Origin of the sequence: Persicobacter psychrovividus (assembly GCF_036492425.1) — a bacterium.
Taxonomy (GTDB): Bacteria; Bacteroidota; Bacteroidia; order Cytophagales; family Cyclobacteriaceae; genus Persicobacter; species Persicobacter psychrovividus.
In genome coordinates, this window is the sequence record NZ_AP025293.1 from 800,418 (window position 1) to 820,537 (window position 20,120).

12 protein-coding genes are annotated in these 20,120 nt (G+C 43.8%); all 12 read left to right on the top strand.

All coding sequences use genetic code 11. From position 1 onward, the window contains the following. Positions 1 to 54: 54 nt before the first annotated feature. Positions 55 to 1,707, top strand: a complete 1,653-nt coding sequence (locus AABK40_RS16520) for a polysaccharide lyase family 7 protein (protein WP_338398198.1) — start codon at positions 55 to 57, stop codon at positions 1,705 to 1,707. 468 nt (positions 1,708 to 2,175) lie between these two features. Next, positions 2,176 to 5,364 carry a SusC/RagA family TonB-linked outer membrane protein gene (locus tag AABK40_RS16525; RefSeq protein WP_332921997.1) on the top strand — a complete coding sequence of 1,063 codons (3,189 nt, stop codon included), beginning with the start codon at positions 2,176 to 2,178 and terminating at the stop codon, positions 5,362 to 5,364. Positions 5,365 to 5,377: 13 nt separating this feature from the next. Further along, entirely contained in the window at positions 5,378 to 6,748 is a 1,371-nt protein-coding gene (locus AABK40_RS16530; protein ID WP_332921996.1) for a RagB/SusD family nutrient uptake outer membrane protein, read from the top strand. A 77-nt stretch (positions 6,749 to 6,825) separates the two neighbouring features. Next, positions 6,826 to 8,181, top strand: a complete 1,356-nt coding sequence (locus AABK40_RS16535) for a polysaccharide lyase family 7 protein (protein WP_338398199.1) — start codon at positions 6,826 to 6,828, stop codon at positions 8,179 to 8,181. A 30-nt stretch (positions 8,182 to 8,211) separates the two neighbouring features. Continuing rightward, positions 8,212 to 12,108, top strand: a complete 3,897-nt coding sequence (locus AABK40_RS16540) for a fibronectin type III domain-containing protein (protein ID WP_338398200.1) — start codon at positions 8,212 to 8,214, stop codon at positions 12,106 to 12,108. Between the two features lie 121 nt (positions 12,109 to 12,229). Beyond that, positions 12,230 to 13,633, top strand: coding sequence for a sialate O-acetylesterase (locus tag AABK40_RS16545; RefSeq protein ID WP_338398201.1), 1,404 nt, complete (start codon positions 12,230 to 12,232; stop codon positions 13,631 to 13,633). Between the two features lie 38 nt (positions 13,634 to 13,671). Next, complete coding sequence (locus AABK40_RS16550; protein ID WP_338398202.1) at positions 13,672 to 14,976, top strand: acetylxylan esterase; 1,305 nt, start codon at positions 13,672 to 13,674, stop codon at positions 14,974 to 14,976. 343 nt (positions 14,977 to 15,319) lie between these two features. After that, positions 15,320 to 16,018: a FadR/GntR family transcriptional regulator gene (locus AABK40_RS16555; RefSeq protein WP_338398203.1), complete on the top strand. Its 699-nt coding sequence runs from the start codon at positions 15,320 to 15,322 to the stop codon at positions 16,016 to 16,018. 258 nt (positions 16,019 to 16,276) lie between these two features. Beyond that, positions 16,277 to 17,365 carry an anhydro-N-acetylmuramic acid kinase gene (locus tag AABK40_RS16560; RefSeq protein WP_332921990.1) on the top strand — a complete coding sequence of 363 codons (1,089 nt, stop codon included), beginning with the start codon at positions 16,277 to 16,279 and terminating at the stop codon, positions 17,363 to 17,365. A 134-nt stretch (positions 17,366 to 17,499) separates the two neighbouring features. Beyond that, positions 17,500 to 18,600, top strand: a complete 1,101-nt coding sequence (locus AABK40_RS16565; protein ID WP_338398204.1) for a Gfo/Idh/MocA family protein — start codon at positions 17,500 to 17,502, stop codon at positions 18,598 to 18,600. Positions 18,601 to 18,761: 161 nt separating this feature from the next. Beyond that, positions 18,762 to 19,364 (top strand): nicotinamide riboside transporter PnuC, encoded by a 603-nt coding sequence (gene pnuC, locus AABK40_RS16570; RefSeq protein ID WP_338398205.1) that lies wholly within the window; start codon positions 18,762 to 18,764, stop codon positions 19,362 to 19,364. Further along, on the top strand, positions 19,361 to 19,882 hold the full coding sequence (locus AABK40_RS16575) for an AAA family ATPase (RefSeq protein WP_338398206.1): 522 nt from the start codon (positions 19,361 to 19,363) through the stop codon (positions 19,880 to 19,882). The genes pnuC and AABK40_RS16575 overlap by 4 nt, the downstream gene beginning before the upstream one ends. The last annotated feature ends 238 nt before the right edge of the window (positions 19,883 to 20,120 follow it).

The following is a 20,120-nucleotide window of genomic DNA, read 5'->3' on the forward strand; positions in this document are numbered from 1 at the left end:
GCTGGCTTGCCCGTTGCTTTGATGGCGTAATTTCGATCAACTAAAACTTTTTTTGTGAAAAAGCACCTAATATCAATCGGTTTGAGTAGCCTCCTGTTTTCTTCTTTTTGTGCTTTGCCAATGCAGGCATTCGCGCAGGGTATAACTTCGGAGAACAGTAAAGCAGTGGAACTCGTGAATCCTGGTTTTGAAAATGGACTGAAGGGATGGGAAAAAAGTGGTAAAGTGGCAGCTTCTGACGTTGCGAATGCAGGGAGCAAATCTGCAAAGATGCAGGATCGTGGCGCCAGTTTCAGCCAGATAGTATCGGTTACTCCCAAAACCAACTACCTGCTTTCAGCCTATGTAAAAGGCAAGGGCACTTTGTATGTTCAGGTTGGCGGAAAGACGTTTACGGCTGAGGCATCGAACAAAAAAGCATTTACTAAAATTGAGCTGCCTTTTTTCAATAAAAAAGCCAAGCGCGTGACCATCGGAGGCAAGTTTGCTGACGGACAGGTACGGTTCGATGATTTCGTCCTCGTAACGAGTGAGGAGCAAGTGGTGGCCAAGGGGAAGGAGAAGAAAGATGCTTTCACCGCACCGAGATTAATCAATGCAGGTTTTGAAAATGGGCTGAAGGGCTGGGATGTTCGAGGTAAAGTATCGAAGTCCGATGTTGCTCAGACAGGCGCAAAATCAGCAAAAGTTGACGACAAAGGCGATTTGAGTCAGTATGTTCGCATCACGCCTTTTCATGCCTATGAATTGTCCGTTGCGGTGAAAGGCAAAGGCGAAGTTTATGTTCGTGTGAAAGGCAAAGAGACGGTTAAAGAATTTAACAATAAAGCTTTTGAAGTAATTACAATTCCTTTTGAAGCGGAAAAGGCTAAAAGTATCATTATCGGTGGCCGTTATACCAACGGGCAGGGGCGTTTTGATGATTTCAAGCTGAAAGCCACAGATATTGAGGTGGATCCAAATCATCAGTTTCCTACGGCAATTATTCCATCATTAACGGACTGGAAATTAACCCTTCCTGTGGATGCCGAAGGCCGTACCAATGCAAAGGTTTATGATGTCAATAGCCGATTGAAAAATCCGCTGGAGATTGTCGGTCAGGGCTTGGTGGATTTTGAGTATACTCCTTATTTCTATGCGAAAGATGGCGAGGTATTTTTCCGTGGAATTTGTGATGGTGTTACCACTAAAGGATCCAAATACCCTCGTGCAGAATTGCGTCAGCAAGTAGGCGGAGGGAATAACTACTGGTCGGTGCAGGATCATCAATTTTTGAAAACAGAATTGCGGGTAACGCATTTGCCTGTGGAAAAGCCTGAAGTTTGTATGGTGCAAATTCACGGGCCAGAAGATGAACCACTTCGTGTACAGTACCACCCAAAATATGGGGTGTATATTGTTTGGAATGAAGATAATAAAGATACCCAAAATGGGGTGCCTTATCAGTTGGGGGAAAATCTTCGGATCACCGTAAGCGTGGAAGGCGGATTTATTAACTGCCACATCGAAAACCTGGATCAGGGGAAAGAATATACCAAGTACTGGAAATCTTCTGACGAAACAGGGTATTTTAAAGTGGGATGCTACACGCAGTCAAATAAATTTTTGAGCCAGATTAAATCTGGTGCCAAAGATGAGCCCAAAGGGGCTTATGGCGAGGTGGCTGTTAAAAGTATTGAGTTAAAAGAAACGTATTCTAAACAATAATTGATCAATTACTATATTATTTTAATTTCGGAATTGTATTTATTGAATTTATATGATTGTTAGTTGATATTTTTTATCGACTATGTTAAAGGTGTTTGATTATTTGAGGCCCTCTTCTTTGTTGAAGAGGGCTTATTTCGTTGTGGTGTTTTGAGTCACTATTTAGAAAAGCCTATATTTTAAGTTGAGTTTCGTGATAACTGCTTTTTAATGAATTCTCGGTTTTTTGTAATCTGATTAATGTAATTATAAAATCAACCTTAAATCCTTAGGAAAAATTAATAGATTTCTCTAAGTTTGGGTAACCAATCACCACATCCCAAATAATTTGTTCGGTGTAGATGTTAATTTTAGTGTTTTACGATATGTTTTTACGAAATGTAAACATTAAAATTTTTTGAGTTTACAATATGGAATGGTTGGCTTATTTTTTTAATAACATTATAAAGCATACCCTATTTGTTTAGCATGATTACAGTATTAAAATCAGGGTGGAGAATTCTACTCGTTCAATGCTTTTTGCTGTCACTGATAGCACAAACACCGTTGTTCGCCCAGGGGGAGATCCGAGTGACTGGAACGGTAATTTCACAAGATGATAATGAGCCTCTTCCAGGGGTGAATATTATTCTTAAAGGTACCAAAACAGGTACGATCACAGATTTTGAGGGAAATTACACGATCATGTGTAACCCAAAATCAATCCTTGAATTCCGCTTTATTGGCTATGGCGAAAAAGAGGAATTTGTGGGTACACGTACAAAAATCGATGTAACGATGAGTTCAGAAGTCTCTGAGCTTAATGAGGTTGTCGTGGTAGGTTACGGTACACAGAAAAAATCTCACTTGACGGGTGCCATCTCCAAGGTGAAAAATGAAAAACTCGATCAGTTGCCGACCGCTCGTATTGATGATGCTTTGGCGGGTCAGGTTTCGGGTGTGAACATCCAGATGACCAACCCAGAGGCGGGTGCCGCCCCAACCATTCAGGTTCGTGGTGTAGGTTCTATCGGTGCAGGTTCATCTCCAGCAATTGTTGTGGATGGTGTATTGGTGGATTCCGATTATATGGCCGCTTTGGATATGAACGATGTGGCGTCTATCGAGGTATTGAAGGATGCTTCTTCAGCAGCAATCTTCGGTTCTCGTGGGGGTAATGGGGTGATCATGATCACCACAAAATCAGGTGCTTCAGGCGAAACAAAATATACCTTCAACTCTTTCTTCGGACAAAAATGGGTGCAGAAAAGAGCGGATTTCCGCCCAACAGTAGCGCAAAATAAAGCCAATGCTGAGGCGTATCTGGCGGATATGGATGCCAACCGTGATGATTACATTGCGACAGGGAAATTCCAGAGTCTTGATCATTTCAATACGGTATATGGCAAGGCACAAACAACCATCAGCCGTATGGATCACATGCTGGATATCAGTCAGGGCAATGAGCGCGACTGGCAGGATGAGATCTTTACTGGCGGTAATATTCAGTCTTACTCTTTAAGTGCTGCTGGTGGTTCAGACAATACGACTTACCATATTTCTGGTGCGTATTTGAATGACCAGGGGGTATTGCTTCAGGATGAGTACACGAAAATGAACCTGCGTTTCAAGTTGAAAACCAAATTGAACAAAAAGCTTGAATTGGGTGTGAATTTCAACCCAACACGTGAGCACAAGCAGGTTTTCCCAACATCATTGCATGAGTCATTGCGTCAGTCTTCATGGTTGCCAATCGTTCACGATGCACACAGCATCCAGTACGTTGACCGTGAAAACTTCCCAAATATTGCCATTGGCGATTATACCCAGGAGTCTCACTTCAACAACTTTGAAGTAATCAACGAAGACGGTACGGTAACCACTTTGCCTAACGTGAGTGTAACAAACAACTCCAACCCTTACGCCAACATTATGGAGCGTGATTACCAGGAGAACACTACTCGTGTTTATGCAAGCACTTACCTGAAATACAAAATCATGAAGGGTTTGAATTTTCGCTCTTCATTGATGGCCAACTACCGCAACCGTATCCGTGATTATTATACCGGTACAAAAGCGACACGAAATGGCGAAGCAGATGCAAGATTGCAATACAGAACTTATGAAGATTTCAGATGGGTGAATGATAACTACTTCACTTATGACCGTTCGATCAAGGGCGGGCATGACATCAACGCGGTAGTCGGAATGTCTTTCGAGCGCGGGATGTATGAGACCACTGAAACGATCGGTACAGGATTTACAAACGATGCGGTGAGAACCATGAATGCTGCGGGAACAATCGCTTACGGAGATCAAATCAAAACAGTAGAAACTTTGCACTCGGTGTTCTCTCGTTTCAACTATGCCTATATGGACAAGTATTTGGTGTCGTTCTCGATGCGTACAGATGGATCTTCTAAATTCGGTCAGAACTACCAGTATGGTATTTTCCCTGCGGGTTCATTCGGTTGGAGAATGACTGAGGAGTCGTTCATGAGACCCCTGAACTGGGTATCGGTATTGAAGCCTCGTATCTCTTACGGTATCACGGGTAACAACAGCATTAACGATTACGAAGCACTTGAGCGTATGTCGCCAGTAGGTGCGGTAGTCGGAGGTAATATTTCTTCAGGTTATGCGCCAGCAAACATTGCCATGCCAGACTTGCGCTGGGAAAAGCAAATTGAAATTAACCCAGGTATTGATTATGGTTTCTTGGGGAACAGAATCTATGGTTCATTCGAGTGGTACCGTCGTACTGCTTCTGATCTGTTGCTTTCACAGCAAATTCCTTCAGTAACAGGTTTCGATCAGCGTATTGTAAACTTGGGACGTGTACAGAATCAGGGTTTTGAAATTGAGTTGAGTGGTAAACCTGTTCAAACTGAAAAAATCAAGTGGACCATTACGGCTAACCTTTCAACCAACGAAAACAAATTGGTCAATAACGGTGGCGTAGACAGCCTGACAACGATTGTTGATGACAAGCGTGCGGCCAACTGGATCGCTATTCAGGGCATGCCGATCTCTACTTTCTACGGCTTTAAAGTAGACCGCACCAAAGGCGATAACGGTAATGTTCCTTTGGAGTATTTGAATGAAGGTTTCTGGCCAATCGGTGCTTCTTCTCAAAGAGCTTATGTGCAGGATTTGAACGGTGATGGCGTGATTGACGATAAAGACCGTACCGTTTTGGGCTCGCCATACCCTACCATATTATGGGCAGTTACGAACAGCTTCAACATCGGTCGATTCGATTTCATGTTCATGTTCCAGGGATCACACGGTGGATTGGTAAGAAACATCGATCCGCAGTATTATGAATACCAAACCATGCAGGGGCAGCGTCCTAACGAGGCCTACATGAGCGCGGAGGATATTGCAACAACACAAGAAAGAATCTTTACGGACGATATCATTCAGGATGCTTCATTCATCGCTTTAAGAAGCCTGAACATCGGTTATACCTTGCCAACAAGTGTGGTCAACCGCATCGGCCTAAACAGTGCAAGGGTTTATTGCTCAGGGTCCAACCTGATCTACTTGATGGCTGATAATTATACCTCATTCAACCCAGAGGGTATTCGTGACGAAGGGCCATTGAACTATGGTTACCAAAGAGGAGCTTCGCCAATGCCTCGCTCTTTCACAGTAGGTATAAACGTTGAATTCTAATTTTTTGAAGAAAATGAAATCACTTTTAAGAATTTTATTAGCAGCCACCCTTTCTTCTGGAATGGTGGCCTGCGACAGCTTTTTGACGCAAATGCCAATTTCTGAAGTTGGTGCCGATGATTATTTCCGCAACGACGACGAAGTGGAAACGGGGGTGATCGGGATGTATGACGGCCTTCAGGATGTTGTTCAGCAAGAATACGCCATCTTGGAGATGCGTACCGACAATGCTGGAACACGAAGTGGGGTAGGAGACTGGGCACAGTTTGAGGTGATGAACATCACCCCTTACAACTCTATCGTAGCCAACTACTGGAGAACGTGTTATGCGGCAATTTACCGTGCCAATATGATCATTGCACACATTGAGAATGTGGTCGATCCTGGCAAAAAAGCACAGTTTGAAGCAGAAGCACGCTTTGTTCGCGCTTACCTTCACTTTAATTTGGTACGCTTGTTCGGATCAGTACCAAAGGCCGATTACCTGATTCGTGTGGGTGATTATGAAGGCTACAAACAGGCGGATACCGAAGCGCTATATCAATTTATCGCCGAAGATCTTCAGTTCGCTGCTGACCACCTGCCTACCCGTGCCAATGTCGCATTGGGAAGGGCCAATCAGGAGTCTGCTAAAACGATGCTGGCTAAATACTTGATCCAGTTCAAGAAATTTGATGAGGCCAAGACTTTGCTGAAAGAGGTGATTGATGGCGGAAATTTTGAATTGAACGCCAACTACAACGATATCTTTTATCAGAGCCTGGGCAATGAAATCATGTTCCCAATTTCTTTTGTAGATGACAATACGGACAACTCTCAGGAATTTTCTTATTACTTCCTGTTTGAGCAAGGTTCGCATAATTATGCTACTGAAGAGATGGTCGCTTTATATGAGGCTGAACCAGGTGAAAATGGTACAGAAGATCTTCGATACACGACCAACATCATCGATATGCGAGGTGTGCGCCGCGGTTGTGGTAAATTCGTCAGCTCGTCTTCAAACGTACGCCTGGCAGGTAACGATTATATCCTGCTTCGCTATGCTGATGTGTTGTTGTTGTATGTTGAAGCCACCATGGGGAATGATTTCCAGACCAATGACGCCACTGCTCTGGAATACTTCAATGCCATTCGCAGCCGCGCAGGTTTGGCGCCATTAGCCAATGTTTCCAAGCCTACTTTGGCCAAGGAGCGTCGCAAAGAATTTTTATATGAAAATCAACGCTGGTTTGACATGGTCAGAACAGGTGATTTGAAAATGACCATGGCCAACTATCTGCAAAGCAACGGTTTGACTTACAATGAAAACCGCTTGTTGTTGCCAATCCCTCAGCGGGAAATTGATACAAGTAACGGGCATTTGGTTCAAAACCCTGGTTATTAATCACCATTAAATACTTGCCATAATGAACTTCCATTGTGGCAGGTCTTTTTATTGATCCGACATCATAATTCTTTAAAATGAGCATCAAACATTGTTTTGTTTACCTATTCTTTTTCCTGGCGATCAGTGCGGCTTTTGTGGCTTGTACAGCCAAGGTTACACCTGTGCCAGAAACGGAGGTAAAGCCTGAAGATCCAGAGGTGGAGCCTCCTGTGGATGAGGACAAAGAGGAAGATCAGGACGGTGGAGAAACCACGCCCCCTGAGGAACAATTACCAGAAATGGTGATTCTCAACGCAGGATTTGAAATAAAAAATTTTGTGGATTGGGAGAAGGAAGGAACTGTCAATAATTCTGACAAGGACTTTCATAGTGGAAGCAATGCCGCAAAATTCGATGCTCAGTATGCTGACGGTAGCCTTCAGCAAAAAATTGGGGTTTTTCCGAATGAAGCATACCGCTTGCGAGTGTATGTCAAAGGTGCGGGGCAGTTGTTTGTCAAGCTGGATGAAACATCGGAGGAATTAACGGCTGAAACACCAGCAGGTGGTAACAGCAATTACGAGCCCTTGGATTTGGATTTTCAGGTGAACGAACAAACCCATGTAACGATCGGCATCCGCTACCATGAAGCCACTGGCCGATTTGATGATTTTTCGATTGACTATGCTTCGGAAGTTGAAGTGCCCGAAGATGCCAAATATCCAACCGACATCATTCCTTCTTTGACCCAATGGAAAATTACCCTTCCTGTGGACAAAAATGGGAACGATAGCCGATATGCATCCAATGTGGACAGCCGCAATACTTCTCCTTGGGAAATCAAGGACAATGCCCTGACAGATTTCGATTACAGCCCGTATTTCTCTGTTCAACAAGGCGAAGTAATCTTCAGGGGACATTGCGCAGGGGCCACCACCAGCGGCTCCAAATATCCACGTTCAGAATTGCGTCAGCGTGTAGGTGGCGGAGATAACTACTGGTCGGTTTACAAAGAACAATACCTCAAAACGCAGTTGCGCGTAACGCATTTGCCGGTGGTAAAACCGGAGGTATGTATGGTGCAAATTCATGGGCCGAATGATGAACCCTTGCGCGTTCAGTATTCGGAAAGAAACCACGGGCTGCACATCATCTGGAATGAAAACAACCGGGCAGAAACCAACATCCCCTACCAACTCGGCGACCTGATCGAGGTGGAGGTGTATGTAAACGGTGGTTACATCAATTGTAAAATCCGAAGTCTTGAAAACGGAAGAACCTTCGAAAAAGAATGGGAATCCGAAGACAAGACAGGCTATTTCAAAGTCGGCTGTTATACTCAATCCTCCATATTCCTGAGTGAATTCAAGAGCGAGTATGACAAGGACGAACCCATTGATGCCTATGGTGAGGTGTCGGTCAAATCAATTGAATTGAAAGAAACTTATTAATGATAACTTATTATTAGCTGATTTTTTTATATGAAAGGTTTATACAAAATATTTACCGTATTCGCACTGCTCGTGTGTATGACGGTGAGCGCAATGGCGCAAGGGCATGTTGATGCCGATGGGAATATCATCATTAATATGCATGAAGGAGCGACTTCGGTAGCCGGATCAGGTGCTTATGCTTCTGACCCTGAGTGGCAAATTTTCGATGATGCTTCTTCGCCAACAGGACACTATATTGAAGTTGGAGGAGATAGATTAGAAGATAAAACTAAAAACCCTTCTGGTGCTGATTATGGCGCTTCTATGCATTATAACTTCAACTTGGATGAGGTACAATCTTATTACGTTTGGATGTTAGTCAATGCGCCGAGCAAAGATGATGGACGCCTTTTTGTCGGTGTAAATGGTAAGTGTATCGATAAAAGAACAGATACAGAGTTTGCTGAAATTCGCCCACGTGTGGACTTTGGTGATAACTGGCAGTGGATCCGCGTAGGTAACAATCTTAAAGATATTCTGCAAACAGGAAATAACACGCTTGAGATCTACAAATTCCGTCCAGATATCAAGGTGGCTCAGGTTGCTTTGGCAGATGCAGAATTGAACAATATGATTTTGGATCAGCCTGCAGAGGTGAAAGTAACAAGCAATACCGCTGATCAAATGACGATTTCCTGGTCGGAGGCTTCAGTGACTGGGCAGGTGATGCAGTTAGATAACAATACAGCATTAGCTTTTACTCCAGCATACAGAATTACTTTAGATGGAGAGGTATTGACTGGAGGAGATGTAACAAGTAGTACAGTAGACAGTAAGGAGTATCAAGAATTTGAAAACCCTTATTCAGAAAATTCTTACTCTTTTGATAAGTCTGTTTTAGGTTCCGATAAACACACTCTTACGATTGAATTAGCGCATCCTAATCGTGTGTCGAGCTCAAAACTATACATGACTTACTCGAATGTTGCCTCTTACGAGTTTGATGTAAATACTCCTGCAGAAGACGGCAGCGAAACCCCAGAAGTTCCTGATACAGGTGATGACCAAACCGATATTCCTCACGAAGCAGATGCCAATGGCGTTTATATGTTCCAGGCTACTGAGTTTTTTGAAAACAAAGCAGCTGCAGCTGATGGCGAGATGTGGAAAGTAGGTACAGATGCTACTTTTGGAAAATACATGTACTTGGAGAATACTGATTCTGATAACCGTAATGAAACTTCTTCAGCACGCTATGATTCACCTTCATTGGTTTATCAAATTCAAATGGCTGAAGCAAAAACAGGTTTTGTTTGGGCTTTGGTTAATGAAGGAGCTAAAGATGCCGGTCGTGTTTGGGTGAATATGAATGATCTTGATTTGGACAAACGGGCTCCTGGAGAGTACGGAAGTACGGCAGCTAAATCAAGAATTTCTGATGATGTTAAAGGGCAATGGCAATGGATTTTGTTGAATAACCAAGCCAATAGCAGTGTGGTAAAAGACGGTGTAAACGTGATTGAATTGTTCAAAGCGCGTCCAAACATCAAAATTGCCAAGATTGCTTTCACGCCTACACAATCCATCAATTTGATTATTAATCAGGTAACTCCTCGTGTTACCGCTAATGACGGCACTAACGTAACCATCGGTTGGGATGAGCCAGGGCTTACTGCTGAACTATATGATTTCAATGAGAATATCTTCACGGATAAATCATTCTTCTATCAGGTAACAATGGGAGGTGAAGTACTTAATGATAGTATCCCTGTAAATAGAATTCAAATTCCAGTAAGTGATTTGGAAACTCCGCAGGAAATTTCTGTTGAAGCGGGGCACATGTTCAGAAAGAACTCTTCTTCAGATATGAATACCTACTCCCTTCCAACAACTATCACTATCGACAAAAACTCTCAGCCAGGTGGTGACGAAGACAATGAAGCACCAACTCAACCAACTGATTTGGCGTCATCTGATGTAACTGCTACTTCAGTGAAATTGACTTGGACCGCTTCTACGGATAATATCGGTGTTGTTGGTTATATCATCGACCAGGATGGTAAAGATTTGGCTACTAAAGCGACAACAAATGAGATCACTGTATCTGATTTGACTGCAGAGACAGCATATGCTTTCACTGTTCGTGCTTATGATGCGGCAGGAAATGAGTCTGAAAAGTCAGCTGAGATTAAAGTAACAACTGCTGAAGGCGGTGAGAACCCAGGTGGTGGAACAGGAATTATTATCAATCCTGATGATGATTTGATCTACTCTTGGAATGCAACTGATTTCGATATGAACAATGCTGGAACAGGTACTTTCGAAGGTGAAAAATGGTTGGTAGGTGCTGACGACGAAGTAGGTCGCTATATCTATTTGGCCAATACGGATACCACTACAAATGCCAATAAAGTTTCTGCTGACAGAGCGGAATCTCCAAGTGTAACTTACAACCTGTCAAATGTGGATGCTTCATCAAGCCGTTATATTTGGGCATTGATCCAGCAGGGCGCAACAAACTCAGGTAAGGTTTACGCGGACTTGAACGGTATTTGTTCAGATGCTCGAGCAGAAGGAAGTTACGGTGCTGCATTTGGCTCCCGTGTATCAGCGGAGTCGGTAGGAAAATGGCAGTGGGTACAGATTGGTTACAATGTTCAGAAAATCGCTAAAGATGGTCAGTTGAATACCATTGAGATCTTCAAAGCATATCCAGATATTAAAATCGCCAAATTGATGTTCACAAGAACACAGGATTATGTGCCGATTATTAACAAGCCACGTGCTTTTGTTCAGGAGAATGATGGCGAATCGGTAACGGTTGCCTGGGATGAGGCGGTGCTACAATACTTATTGTATGATCACGACATGAACCTTTTCGGTGAAGGTTATAACGCCCCAAATTTCACTTACAAGGTGCGTGTAGAAGGGCAGGATGAGGTAACGATTTCTGAGCCATTTATCAAAATTCCTTACAGCCATTTGGCGAGCCCAAAAACAGTTACCGTATCTATCGGTCACCTGTTCAGAAAAGGAAGTTCAAAAACAGAAGTTTGTTTCTCTTTGCCAACAAGACTTGCAGGTGTTTCTACGGAAAGCCAGCCAGACTTCGATGCGCCAACGGTTCCTCAGGATCTTCAGGCCATTGATATTCAGGGTACAAACGTTGCTCTAAGCTGGACGGCTTCTACGGATAATGTAGGCGTGTTGGGCTACAACCTGTATTTGGATGGCATCTTGTTGCAAACCATGAATGCGACTTCCTACAAAGTGAGTGGTTTGAGCACTTCGACAAAATACACTTTCGAAGTTAGCGCTTTTGATGCTGCAGGAAATGAGTCAGATCGTTCTGAAGCTTTGGAAGTAACCACAAGAGATAAGGATGATGAAGTTACTGACCGTCCATCGAAGGTGGAAGATTTGAATGCCACTTCGGTAACAACAACATCATTTACATTGAACTGGCGCCCATCAAATTCATTGAATGGTATTACAGGCTATTATGTTTATATCCGCCGAGCAGGTGAAACAGATTTTCAGTATATCGCTGATCTGAATGGTGAAACGTTCTCTTATGCACTCACCAATCTGTACGCAGGCACAACTTACGAATTGAAGGTAGTTGCTGAAGATGGTATGGGTTACCTTTCTGAGGATTCTGAAATTCTTTCGGTAACCACAACATCCAACCCACTTTCAAATGATGGTCTGTTGAATAAAAAGCTGATCAAAGCTTATCCAAACCCAGCAATGGGCGCGATGAAAGTAGTATTCAATGGGCAGGCACCTTTCAGCTATCAGGTGATTAGCATAACAGGCGCTGTTCAAAAGCAAACAACTACTCACGACTCATCAGTTTCATTGGAAATGCCTTCGGGCTTGTATATCCTGAAAGCGATCGACGCCAATGGGCAGTCAGAAGCACAGAGAGTTGTTTTTCAATAGATAAGGAAGAAAATCAGATTGATTGATAAATCAATAGTCTCGATCTTGTTTTAGTATTTAAACAGATCAATAGTTTAAATGCATCCCATTTTTTAGTGGGATGCATTTTTATTTTTTTTCCATGAGTCGTTATTTTATTTTAAGCCTGCTGTTATGTTTTTTTTCCATAAGTTCAAGCATTGCACAGGTGAAGTTGCCTGCATTTTTTAGTAGCCACATGATTTTTCAGCAAAAGTCGCAGGCAAAAGTTTGGGGATGGGATTGTCCGTATTCCACCATTTTTTTAAAGGGAAGCTGGGGAGCCAAATCTAAAACCGTGGCCGATGAACATGGCCGATGGAGTACCACCATTTCAACACCAGCTGCGGGCGGGCCGTTCAGCTTGTCCATCAAAGGGAGTACAAAAATTTTATTGAAAGATATTTTAATCGGGGAGGTTTGGTTTTGCTCGGGCCAATCGAATATGTATATGCCGCTCAAAGGTTATAGCAACCAACCCGTGGAAGGAGCCAATTCGGCCATTCTAAAATCGAGCAAGTATCTGATACGTTATTTTCAGCAAGAAAAATCCGCCGCATTATCGCCGAAGGCAACCGCAGCGGGCAAATGGTTCATTTCCAACACCAAGAACAGCCCTGACTTTAGTGCCGTTGCTTATTTTTTCGCCCAGCAATTAAGTGAGGCGTTAAATGTCCCGATCGGAATTATACAATCCTCGGTAGGGGGCAGTCCGATTGCGGCCTGGTTAAGTGAAAGTGCCCGTCAGCAGCTGCAATTGCCATCAGCTCCTCAAAAATTCCAGTCCGACGATCTGAAAAAGCAAAGAAAATGGCCGACGGTACTCTACAATAGCATGATTCATCCTTTTGAAGGTTTTACCATCAAAGGAATGTTGTGGTATCAGGGAGAAAGTGATGTTACTGCCCCCAGTCGTTATGCCTCCTGCTTTTCCACACTGATTCAGGACTACCGCCAGCAATGGGAAATGCCTGAAATGCCCTTTTACTTTGTGCAGATTGCCCCATATGGATACTTAAAGGCGAATGCTGGTTTTCTGCGTGAGGCGCAGGCTCAGGTGGCGGAAACGGTAAAAAATACGGGTATGGTGGTAACGACTGATCTGGGAGAAAAAGCACATATTCACCCTCGGAAAAAACAGGCCGTAGGGCAGCGGTTAGCCTATTGGGCGCTGGTTCATCAGTATGGATTTGAGGGTTTACAGTGCAAAAGTCCAAAATTGGATAAAATAAAGAAGGATGGCGAACATGTTCTGAAGCTTTTTTTTCAAAATGCACGTTATGGATTGTCAACTTTTGGCGGATCCACCGATGGTTTTTCGATTGCGGGAAAAGACCGACATTTTTATCCTGCCAAAGTGGTTTTCAATAAAGATCGGAGCCTGAGTTTATCCTCAGACTTGGTAGAGCATCCTGTCGCTGTTCGTTATTGTTTTTCAAGCGCGCAAGCAGGTAATTTTTATAATAATGCCCACCTTCCCCTACAACCATTTCGAACAGATCAATAGGGCTTTTAAGATTAATTTAATATTAAAAAATGTATAGTATGATGAACAAAATACGTACTTTAACCACTATATTATTATTCGCCATTTCTTTTTCAGCCCTTGCGGCCGCTAAAATTAAAGTGGTTGTTACTCCAACAAAACAAGGCTGGCTGTATGAAAAAGGAGAGCCCATTTTTTATAAGGTCGAGGTATTGCAAGATGGCTCGCCATTGAAGCAAAGCCTGAAAGTTCATTTTCAGATTAAGCCTGAAAAAATGGCGGTCATTAAAGAAGGAGATATTAAGCTGAAAAAGGGCGTAGCGATTATTCAGGGGGTAAAAGGCACAAAGCCAGGCTTTCTGAGGTGCTTTGCTTCGGTGCAGGTTGATGGCCAAAAAGTGGACTCTTGGGGTACTGCTGGTGTGGCGGTGGCCGAATTGCGAGCAACAGAAATATTTCCTGACGACTTCAGTGCCTTTTGGGCGCATCAGCTGAAGGAGTTGGCCAAGGTGCCTATTGACCCACAAATGCAGAAATTAACTGCCCAGTGTACCAAAGATTATAATGTTTACAGTGTCAGCTTTCAGAATATCAGGCAGAAGTACGGGCGGGCTTACAGCCGAATCTATGGGACGCTCACGGTGCCTGCAAAAGCAGGGAAATACCCCGCCATTTTAAATTGCCCTGGGGCAGGGGTAAAAAAACAAGGCAAAGACAGCCGTGCCAAACAGGGGGTGATTATCCTGAAAATAGGAATTCACGGGATTCCCCAAACGGCTCCTGATAGCCTATTTGTGGCTTTGCGGGATGCTGGGCTTGGTAATTACCGCATGGAGGGGCTCGACACTCCCGAGGAATATTATTACAAAAGGGTTTATTTGGGCTGCGTTCGTGCCATCGATTTTATCTACACCTTGCCCCAGTTCGATGGGCAGCATGTTGGTGTAATGGGTGGGTCGCAAGGTGGAGGCCTCAGCATTGTTACCGCAGCACTCGACCCTCGGGTAAATGCGCAGCTGGTGTACTTTCCTGCACTTACAGACTGGACAGGTTATTTGCACGGACGAGCAGGAGGCTGGCCGCATTATTTCGCCAATTACAATGTGGAAGAACATCCGCAATGGTTGAAAACAGCACAATATTTTGATGTCATTAATTTTGCGAAAATACTGAAACACCCAGGTTGGTACTCTTGGGGTTATAATGACAATGTTGTTCCTCCAACAACTGCCTACGCGACCTATAATAGTATTACCGCACCAAAAGCATTATTCATTGATCAGCCTCAACGGCACAAATGGTCGGCCGAACAAAGAACAAAAGGATTCAGTTGGTTATGTCAGCAATTAAAAGTGACAAACTGAAATTAATTGAGTTGGGAGTTTAGATATACTGTTGAATATTGGTGTGGATATTTAATGAAAGTTATATGGTTTTCTGTGAGTTGGCAGATGCCTGAAAATAAATTTTGGTGCCCAAAGATCAAAATAATGGCATGGATTCCCCGAGGAATACCGTACTTATCCTTACACATTAACTTTAAATATAAATTGTATTAAACAGTGGGATTGTGTCGATTATTACTTATTTTTGTAATAATCTTTCGATTTCCCTTCATACTTACCTAATAAGGGCTTTTTTTAAACTTAAGAGCTGCTGTAACGGTTTTTGGTTACAGTTTTGTTGGATTAATATCAGATGACGAAAATGAATTTTGAAGCAATTAAGGTTGATAAACCTTCAGATATAATAATTAAGCAAATCCGTGAATTGATCAATTCAGGAACATTAAAAGCGGGAGATGTCTTGCCGCCTGAACGTAAATTGAGTGAATCTTTTGGCGTAGGGCGCGGTCATGTTCGTGAGGCCATAAAAAAGCTGGAGTTTTACGGCATTTTAAAAACGCAGCCACAAAGTGGAACCGTAGTTGCTGGCATGGGAATTACTGCCATGCAAGGGTTGATTTCCAACATTCTGGATCTTGAAGGGCACGACTTCTACTCTTTGGTAGAAACCAGAACTTTCCTTGAGGTAGAAGCTACAGGGCTTGCTGCTGCGCGTCGTACGCAAGAAGATTTGGCGCATATTGAGGCGGCCATGTTGGCTTATGAAAAGGCGGTGAAGGAAAATCAAACTGGTTTGGATTCCGATTTCATGTTCCATTTGGCGATTGCTGATGCCGCACAGAATTCTTCTTTGAAATCTTTGCTCATGGTGATTATGCCAGATATCCTTGAATATTTCAGTAAAGAAGAAGTGTGTACAGCTTCCACAAAAGCAGATGCGGTAGAAGTTCACCGCAAGATTTTTGATTTTATTGTGGCGCAAGATGTTGAAGGGGCAAAAGAAGCCATGCTTGAACATTTGAAGCCTGTATTGGAGCAGTCAAAATTACGCTCTTTATAATTAACAGCCCTTTTTGAAATTGAAAAGGGCGGAAAATCATGCACAGGATATGCTAAGCGTATTTTGTGCATGATTTTTTTTGTCCCTTATGGTGTAGAACACGAAAGCGGTCGCTATTTTTAAGTGGCGGAAGTTTTGCCCTGAAAAATACGATTCGGGAGGCTTTCAGTCCATTTTCAGGATTTGAATTTGCAAGAATATGCCCTGAATAGGAGGGTTTACAGCACTTCAAAATCTTTCTTACCTTAAATTCAAAGGATGAAATATAAAGTGATTGGCATGATGTCGGGCACAAGTCTCGACGGTTTGGATTTGTGTTATGTCCATCTTTCAGTAGATGAAAATGGACGGTGGCAGTTCGAACTTCAGTGTTCAGAAAGCATTCCTTATTCTGCCGAATGGCGGTTGAAGCTCTCGGCAGTGGAAGCAGGCAATGCTTTGGGCTATGCCCTGCTGGATGTCGCATTGGGGCGTTATTTTGGCGAGCAAGTCAAGGCCTTTATCAGTAAACACCAATTGCAGGTGGATTTTATTGCCAGCCATGGGCATACCGTTTTTCATCAGCCTTCAGCGCATTACCTCACCACACAACTCGGCCATGGTGCTCAGATAAATGCTGTTTCGGGCGTGCCTGTTTTCTGCGATTTCCGCACCGCAGATGTTGCCCTTGGTGGGCAGGGCGCTCCGTTGGTTCCTATCGGCGATCGGCTGTTGTTTGCAGATTATGATTTTTGCCTGAACCTTGGTGGTATTGCGAATATATCCCTGGAAGAAGATGGCGTGCGGAAGGCTTTTGATATTGGGGTGGCCAATATGCCGCTGAATTATTTTGTAAAATCCCTCGGGCTTGATTTTGACGAGGAAGGTAAAATTGCCCGTAGTGGTCAGGTCGATCAGGCGGTTTTCGAGGCGCTGAATGCTTTGCCCTTCTTTGAGAAATTTGGGGTGAAATCGTTGGGGAAAGAATGGGTGTTTTCGGAAGTTATCCCTCGGCTGGAAACCATCGGGAAAACCAACGATCAGCTTGCAACGGCCGTGGAGCATGCTGCCTATCAGATTGGTCGGTGTCTCGGTCATTTTTCAGCAAAGCAAAAAGGTAAATGCCTGGTTACAGGTGGAGGCGCTTTCAATCAGTATTTCCTCGAAAGGATCGCCTTTTGGGCAGAAGGAACCACCCTTATTATTCCGGGGGAAGAAATTATTGAGCAAAAAGAAGCCCTGATTTTCGCTCTGCTTGGGGTGCTGAAATATAGGCATGAGGTGAATTGCCTGGCGTCGGTTACTGGTGCAAAGCAAGACCATTCCGCGGGGCAGTTGTTCGATTATCAGGGGAAACTATCCTCTTAGGAGGTTCACCCTAACAGCGTGGCGCACCATTGATTCGAGGTGAAGTTCCTGAGGTAGCAGCTTTGGCAATAGTTTGGCTCAGGTTTCAATCTTTTGAATAAAGAATGTATCTTCCATAAAAAATCAGATTTTTTATGTTGAAGTATTTTTTATTAACCGCCATGCTATGTGTAGGGCAGGTGTTTAATGCCGTTGCTGAACAACTCAGAATGGGTGTAGTAGGGATGAGCCACGGGCATATCGTATGGGTTTTGAAAACCATGGGGAAGCAGGAAGAGGTGAAATTTGTGGGTTTTGTGGAAAGCAACCGCCCTTTTGCGCGCCAACTTTGTGAAAAATATAATATTGATACAGCGCTGATTTACCCGAGCATGCAAGCCATGTATGACGCTCAAAAACCAGATGCCGTTTGCGCCTTTAATGCCCCTTCGGAACATGAGGCCGTGGTGGACTTTTTCGCGCCCAAGGGCGTGGATGTCATGGTGGAAAAACCACTGGCGACCAATTACAAATCTGCTTTGCGAATGCAGGAAAAGGCGCAGAAACATGGTATTTTGCTGTACACCAATTACGAAACTTCCTGGTATCCTTCAACCTATTTTGTGAAGGAACAGCTGGCGCAAAACCCTGAAGATGCGCCCTTCAAGTTTGTGATGAACTATGGACATCATGGGCCTGCAAAACTGAATCTCAGCAAACCTTTTCTCGAAATTTTGAACAGCCCGACCCGTAATGGCGGTGGGGCGGTGGTTGATTTTGGTTGCTATGGCGCCAATATCATGTCTTGGATGATGAATGGCCAAGCACCACTTTCGGTTTATGCCGAAACAAGAAACTATCAGCAGGAATCTTACCCTGAAGTGGATGATGATGCCCTGATTGTGCTTGATTATGGAACAGTTCAGGCCGTGATTCAGGCTTCATGGAACTGGCCAATAAACCGAAAAGAGATGATGGTTTACCGTCGCGATTCTGAACTGCACGCCGTTGATGCCCTGACGGTCAATGAGCGGGAACGTCGTCCGCGAAAAACCGAACAGCACACTTTTGAAAAAAATCAGATGATCAATCCGTTCAGCCACTTTGCGGCAGTACGACGGAAGGAGATCACGGCCGAGGAATTTGCGCTTTATAGCACCGAGAATAATGTATTGACCTGCAAGATTCTTGATATGGCGAGAAAGAGCGCCCAGGAAGGCCGAAAAATTTTATGGGAACAAGACGCGAAGCTTTAAGCGAATGCTGAAAACAATAGGTGGGGTGTTGGATCGCTTTGAACACTTTGAACATTTTGGTTCTGGGGAAATCCACCACCTCAGCGGCTATACCGTGGCTTTTATTGCGATTTGATTAGATATCTATTCATTATTTAAAATAATTGCCACACTTTTGTAGCATGAGTGTTATTGAATTCTTCGCCGTCCTGACAAGTGTCATTTACGTCATCCTTGCAGCCAAACAGAAATTATCCTGTTGGTATTTTGCGATGGCTTCCGTTTTACTGTACCTGTATATTTGCTTTGAAGCCCATCTTTTTGCAGAAACAGGCTTGCAGATTTTTTATATTGGAACCACAATTTACGGTTGGTACCACTGGAAATATGGCAATCAGGAAGCTGAAGATGCTGTTCCCGTTATTGACTGGGGGGTAAAAGAACACCTGTTTACCCTGAGTGCTGGTGCGGTGCTGGTGTACCTGATCGGCAGTTACCTGGAAACACATACCTCGGCATTTTTGCCTTATGTAGATTCCTTTACTTCGGTATTTGGTGTGATCGCCACCGTTATGGGAACCCGTAAAATCCTCAGCAACTGGCTCTACTGGACGGTCATCGACGGGATCAGTGTTTATATGTATGCCATTAAAGGGCTTGAACTGACCTCTGGATTGTTTGTATTTTACACCATCATGACCATCTACGGTTTTATTTCGTGGCGTAAAGAATACCTGAAATCGAAGGCCGAATCGGCAGAAAAAATAAGCGTAGGATTGTCATGATCAAAGTGTTGGTAACTGGGCCCGAGTCGGCAGGAAAAAGCACCCTTTGCGAGCATTTGGCGAAAACGATGCAAGGGGCGATCTGGGTGCGTGAATACGCAAGAGCTTATATCGATCAGCTTGACCGCCCTTATCAGGAGTCGGATTTGGTGAAAATCGCTCAGGGGCAAATCGCCTCCGAAGCGGAAGCAGTGGCGAGTGGGGCCGATATGGTAATTTCCGACACGGGCATGGAGGTCATGAAGGTATGGGCATTGCATAAATATCAGCGGGTGGATCCGTGGATTACCCAGGCGTTGTCCGATCGTCGGTACGACCTGGTGATTCTCTGCAAAAATGACATTCCCTGGGCGTACGACCCACAGCGGGAATACCCTGACGATGTAGACCGACAGTTTTTCATGGATTTGTACATGAAGGAGGTCAAGCAGCATTACGGCGATTTTTTGCTGGTGGAAGGGGAGCTCGAGGACAGGGTTGCCGCCGTGCAACAGGCCATTGCTGAAATTATGCAGTAAGAAAGGCTGTGCTGATCCGTTTGATGTTGAACCGCCTTGCGTCACCTGAATTGAGTAAAACAATAAAGATATAAGTTAAAATTATCACCTGAGGTTATTTTTTCAGCTTCCTTGTTCTATATTTGTGCCAACAATTAACAGGGGTGCCTTAAAAATAACGGGCTGAGATCATACCCTTCTTCAATGAAGAATACCTGAACAGGATAATGCCTGCGTAGGAAGTAGAGGTCAATCGCTT

What these genes read in the sequence shown, in the direction of transcription:
- AABK40_RS16565 (WP_338398204.1), top strand. Translation starts at nt 17,500, where the DNA reads ATGTTGAAGTATTTTTTATTAACCGCCATGCTATGTGTAGGGCAGGTG.
- pnuC (WP_338398205.1), top strand. Translation starts at nt 18,762, where the DNA reads ATGAGTGTTATTGAATTCTTCGCCGTCCTGACAAGTGTCATTTACGTC.
- AABK40_RS16530 (WP_332921996.1), top strand. Translation starts at nt 5,378, where the DNA reads ATGAAATCACTTTTAAGAATTTTATTAGCAGCCACCCTTTCTTCTGGA.
- AABK40_RS16535 (WP_338398199.1), top strand. Translation starts at nt 6,826, where the DNA reads ATGAGCATCAAACATTGTTTTGTTTACCTATTCTTTTTCCTGGCGATC.
- AABK40_RS16525 (WP_332921997.1), top strand. Translation starts at nt 2,176, where the DNA reads ATGATTACAGTATTAAAATCAGGGTGGAGAATTCTACTCGTTCAATGC.
- AABK40_RS16550 (WP_338398202.1), top strand. Translation starts at nt 13,672, where the DNA reads ATGATGAACAAAATACGTACTTTAACCACTATATTATTATTCGCCATT.
- AABK40_RS16540 (WP_338398200.1), top strand. Translation starts at nt 8,212, where the DNA reads ATGAAAGGTTTATACAAAATATTTACCGTATTCGCACTGCTCGTGTGT.
- AABK40_RS16555 (WP_338398203.1), top strand. Translation starts at nt 15,320, where the DNA reads ATGAATTTTGAAGCAATTAAGGTTGATAAACCTTCAGATATAATAATT.
- AABK40_RS16560 (WP_332921990.1), top strand. Translation starts at nt 16,277, where the DNA reads ATGAAATATAAAGTGATTGGCATGATGTCGGGCACAAGTCTCGACGGT.
- AABK40_RS16545 (WP_338398201.1), top strand. Translation starts at nt 12,230, where the DNA reads ATGAGTCGTTATTTTATTTTAAGCCTGCTGTTATGTTTTTTTTCCATA.
- AABK40_RS16575 (WP_338398206.1), top strand. Translation starts at nt 19,361, where the DNA reads ATGATCAAAGTGTTGGTAACTGGGCCCGAGTCGGCAGGAAAAAGCACC.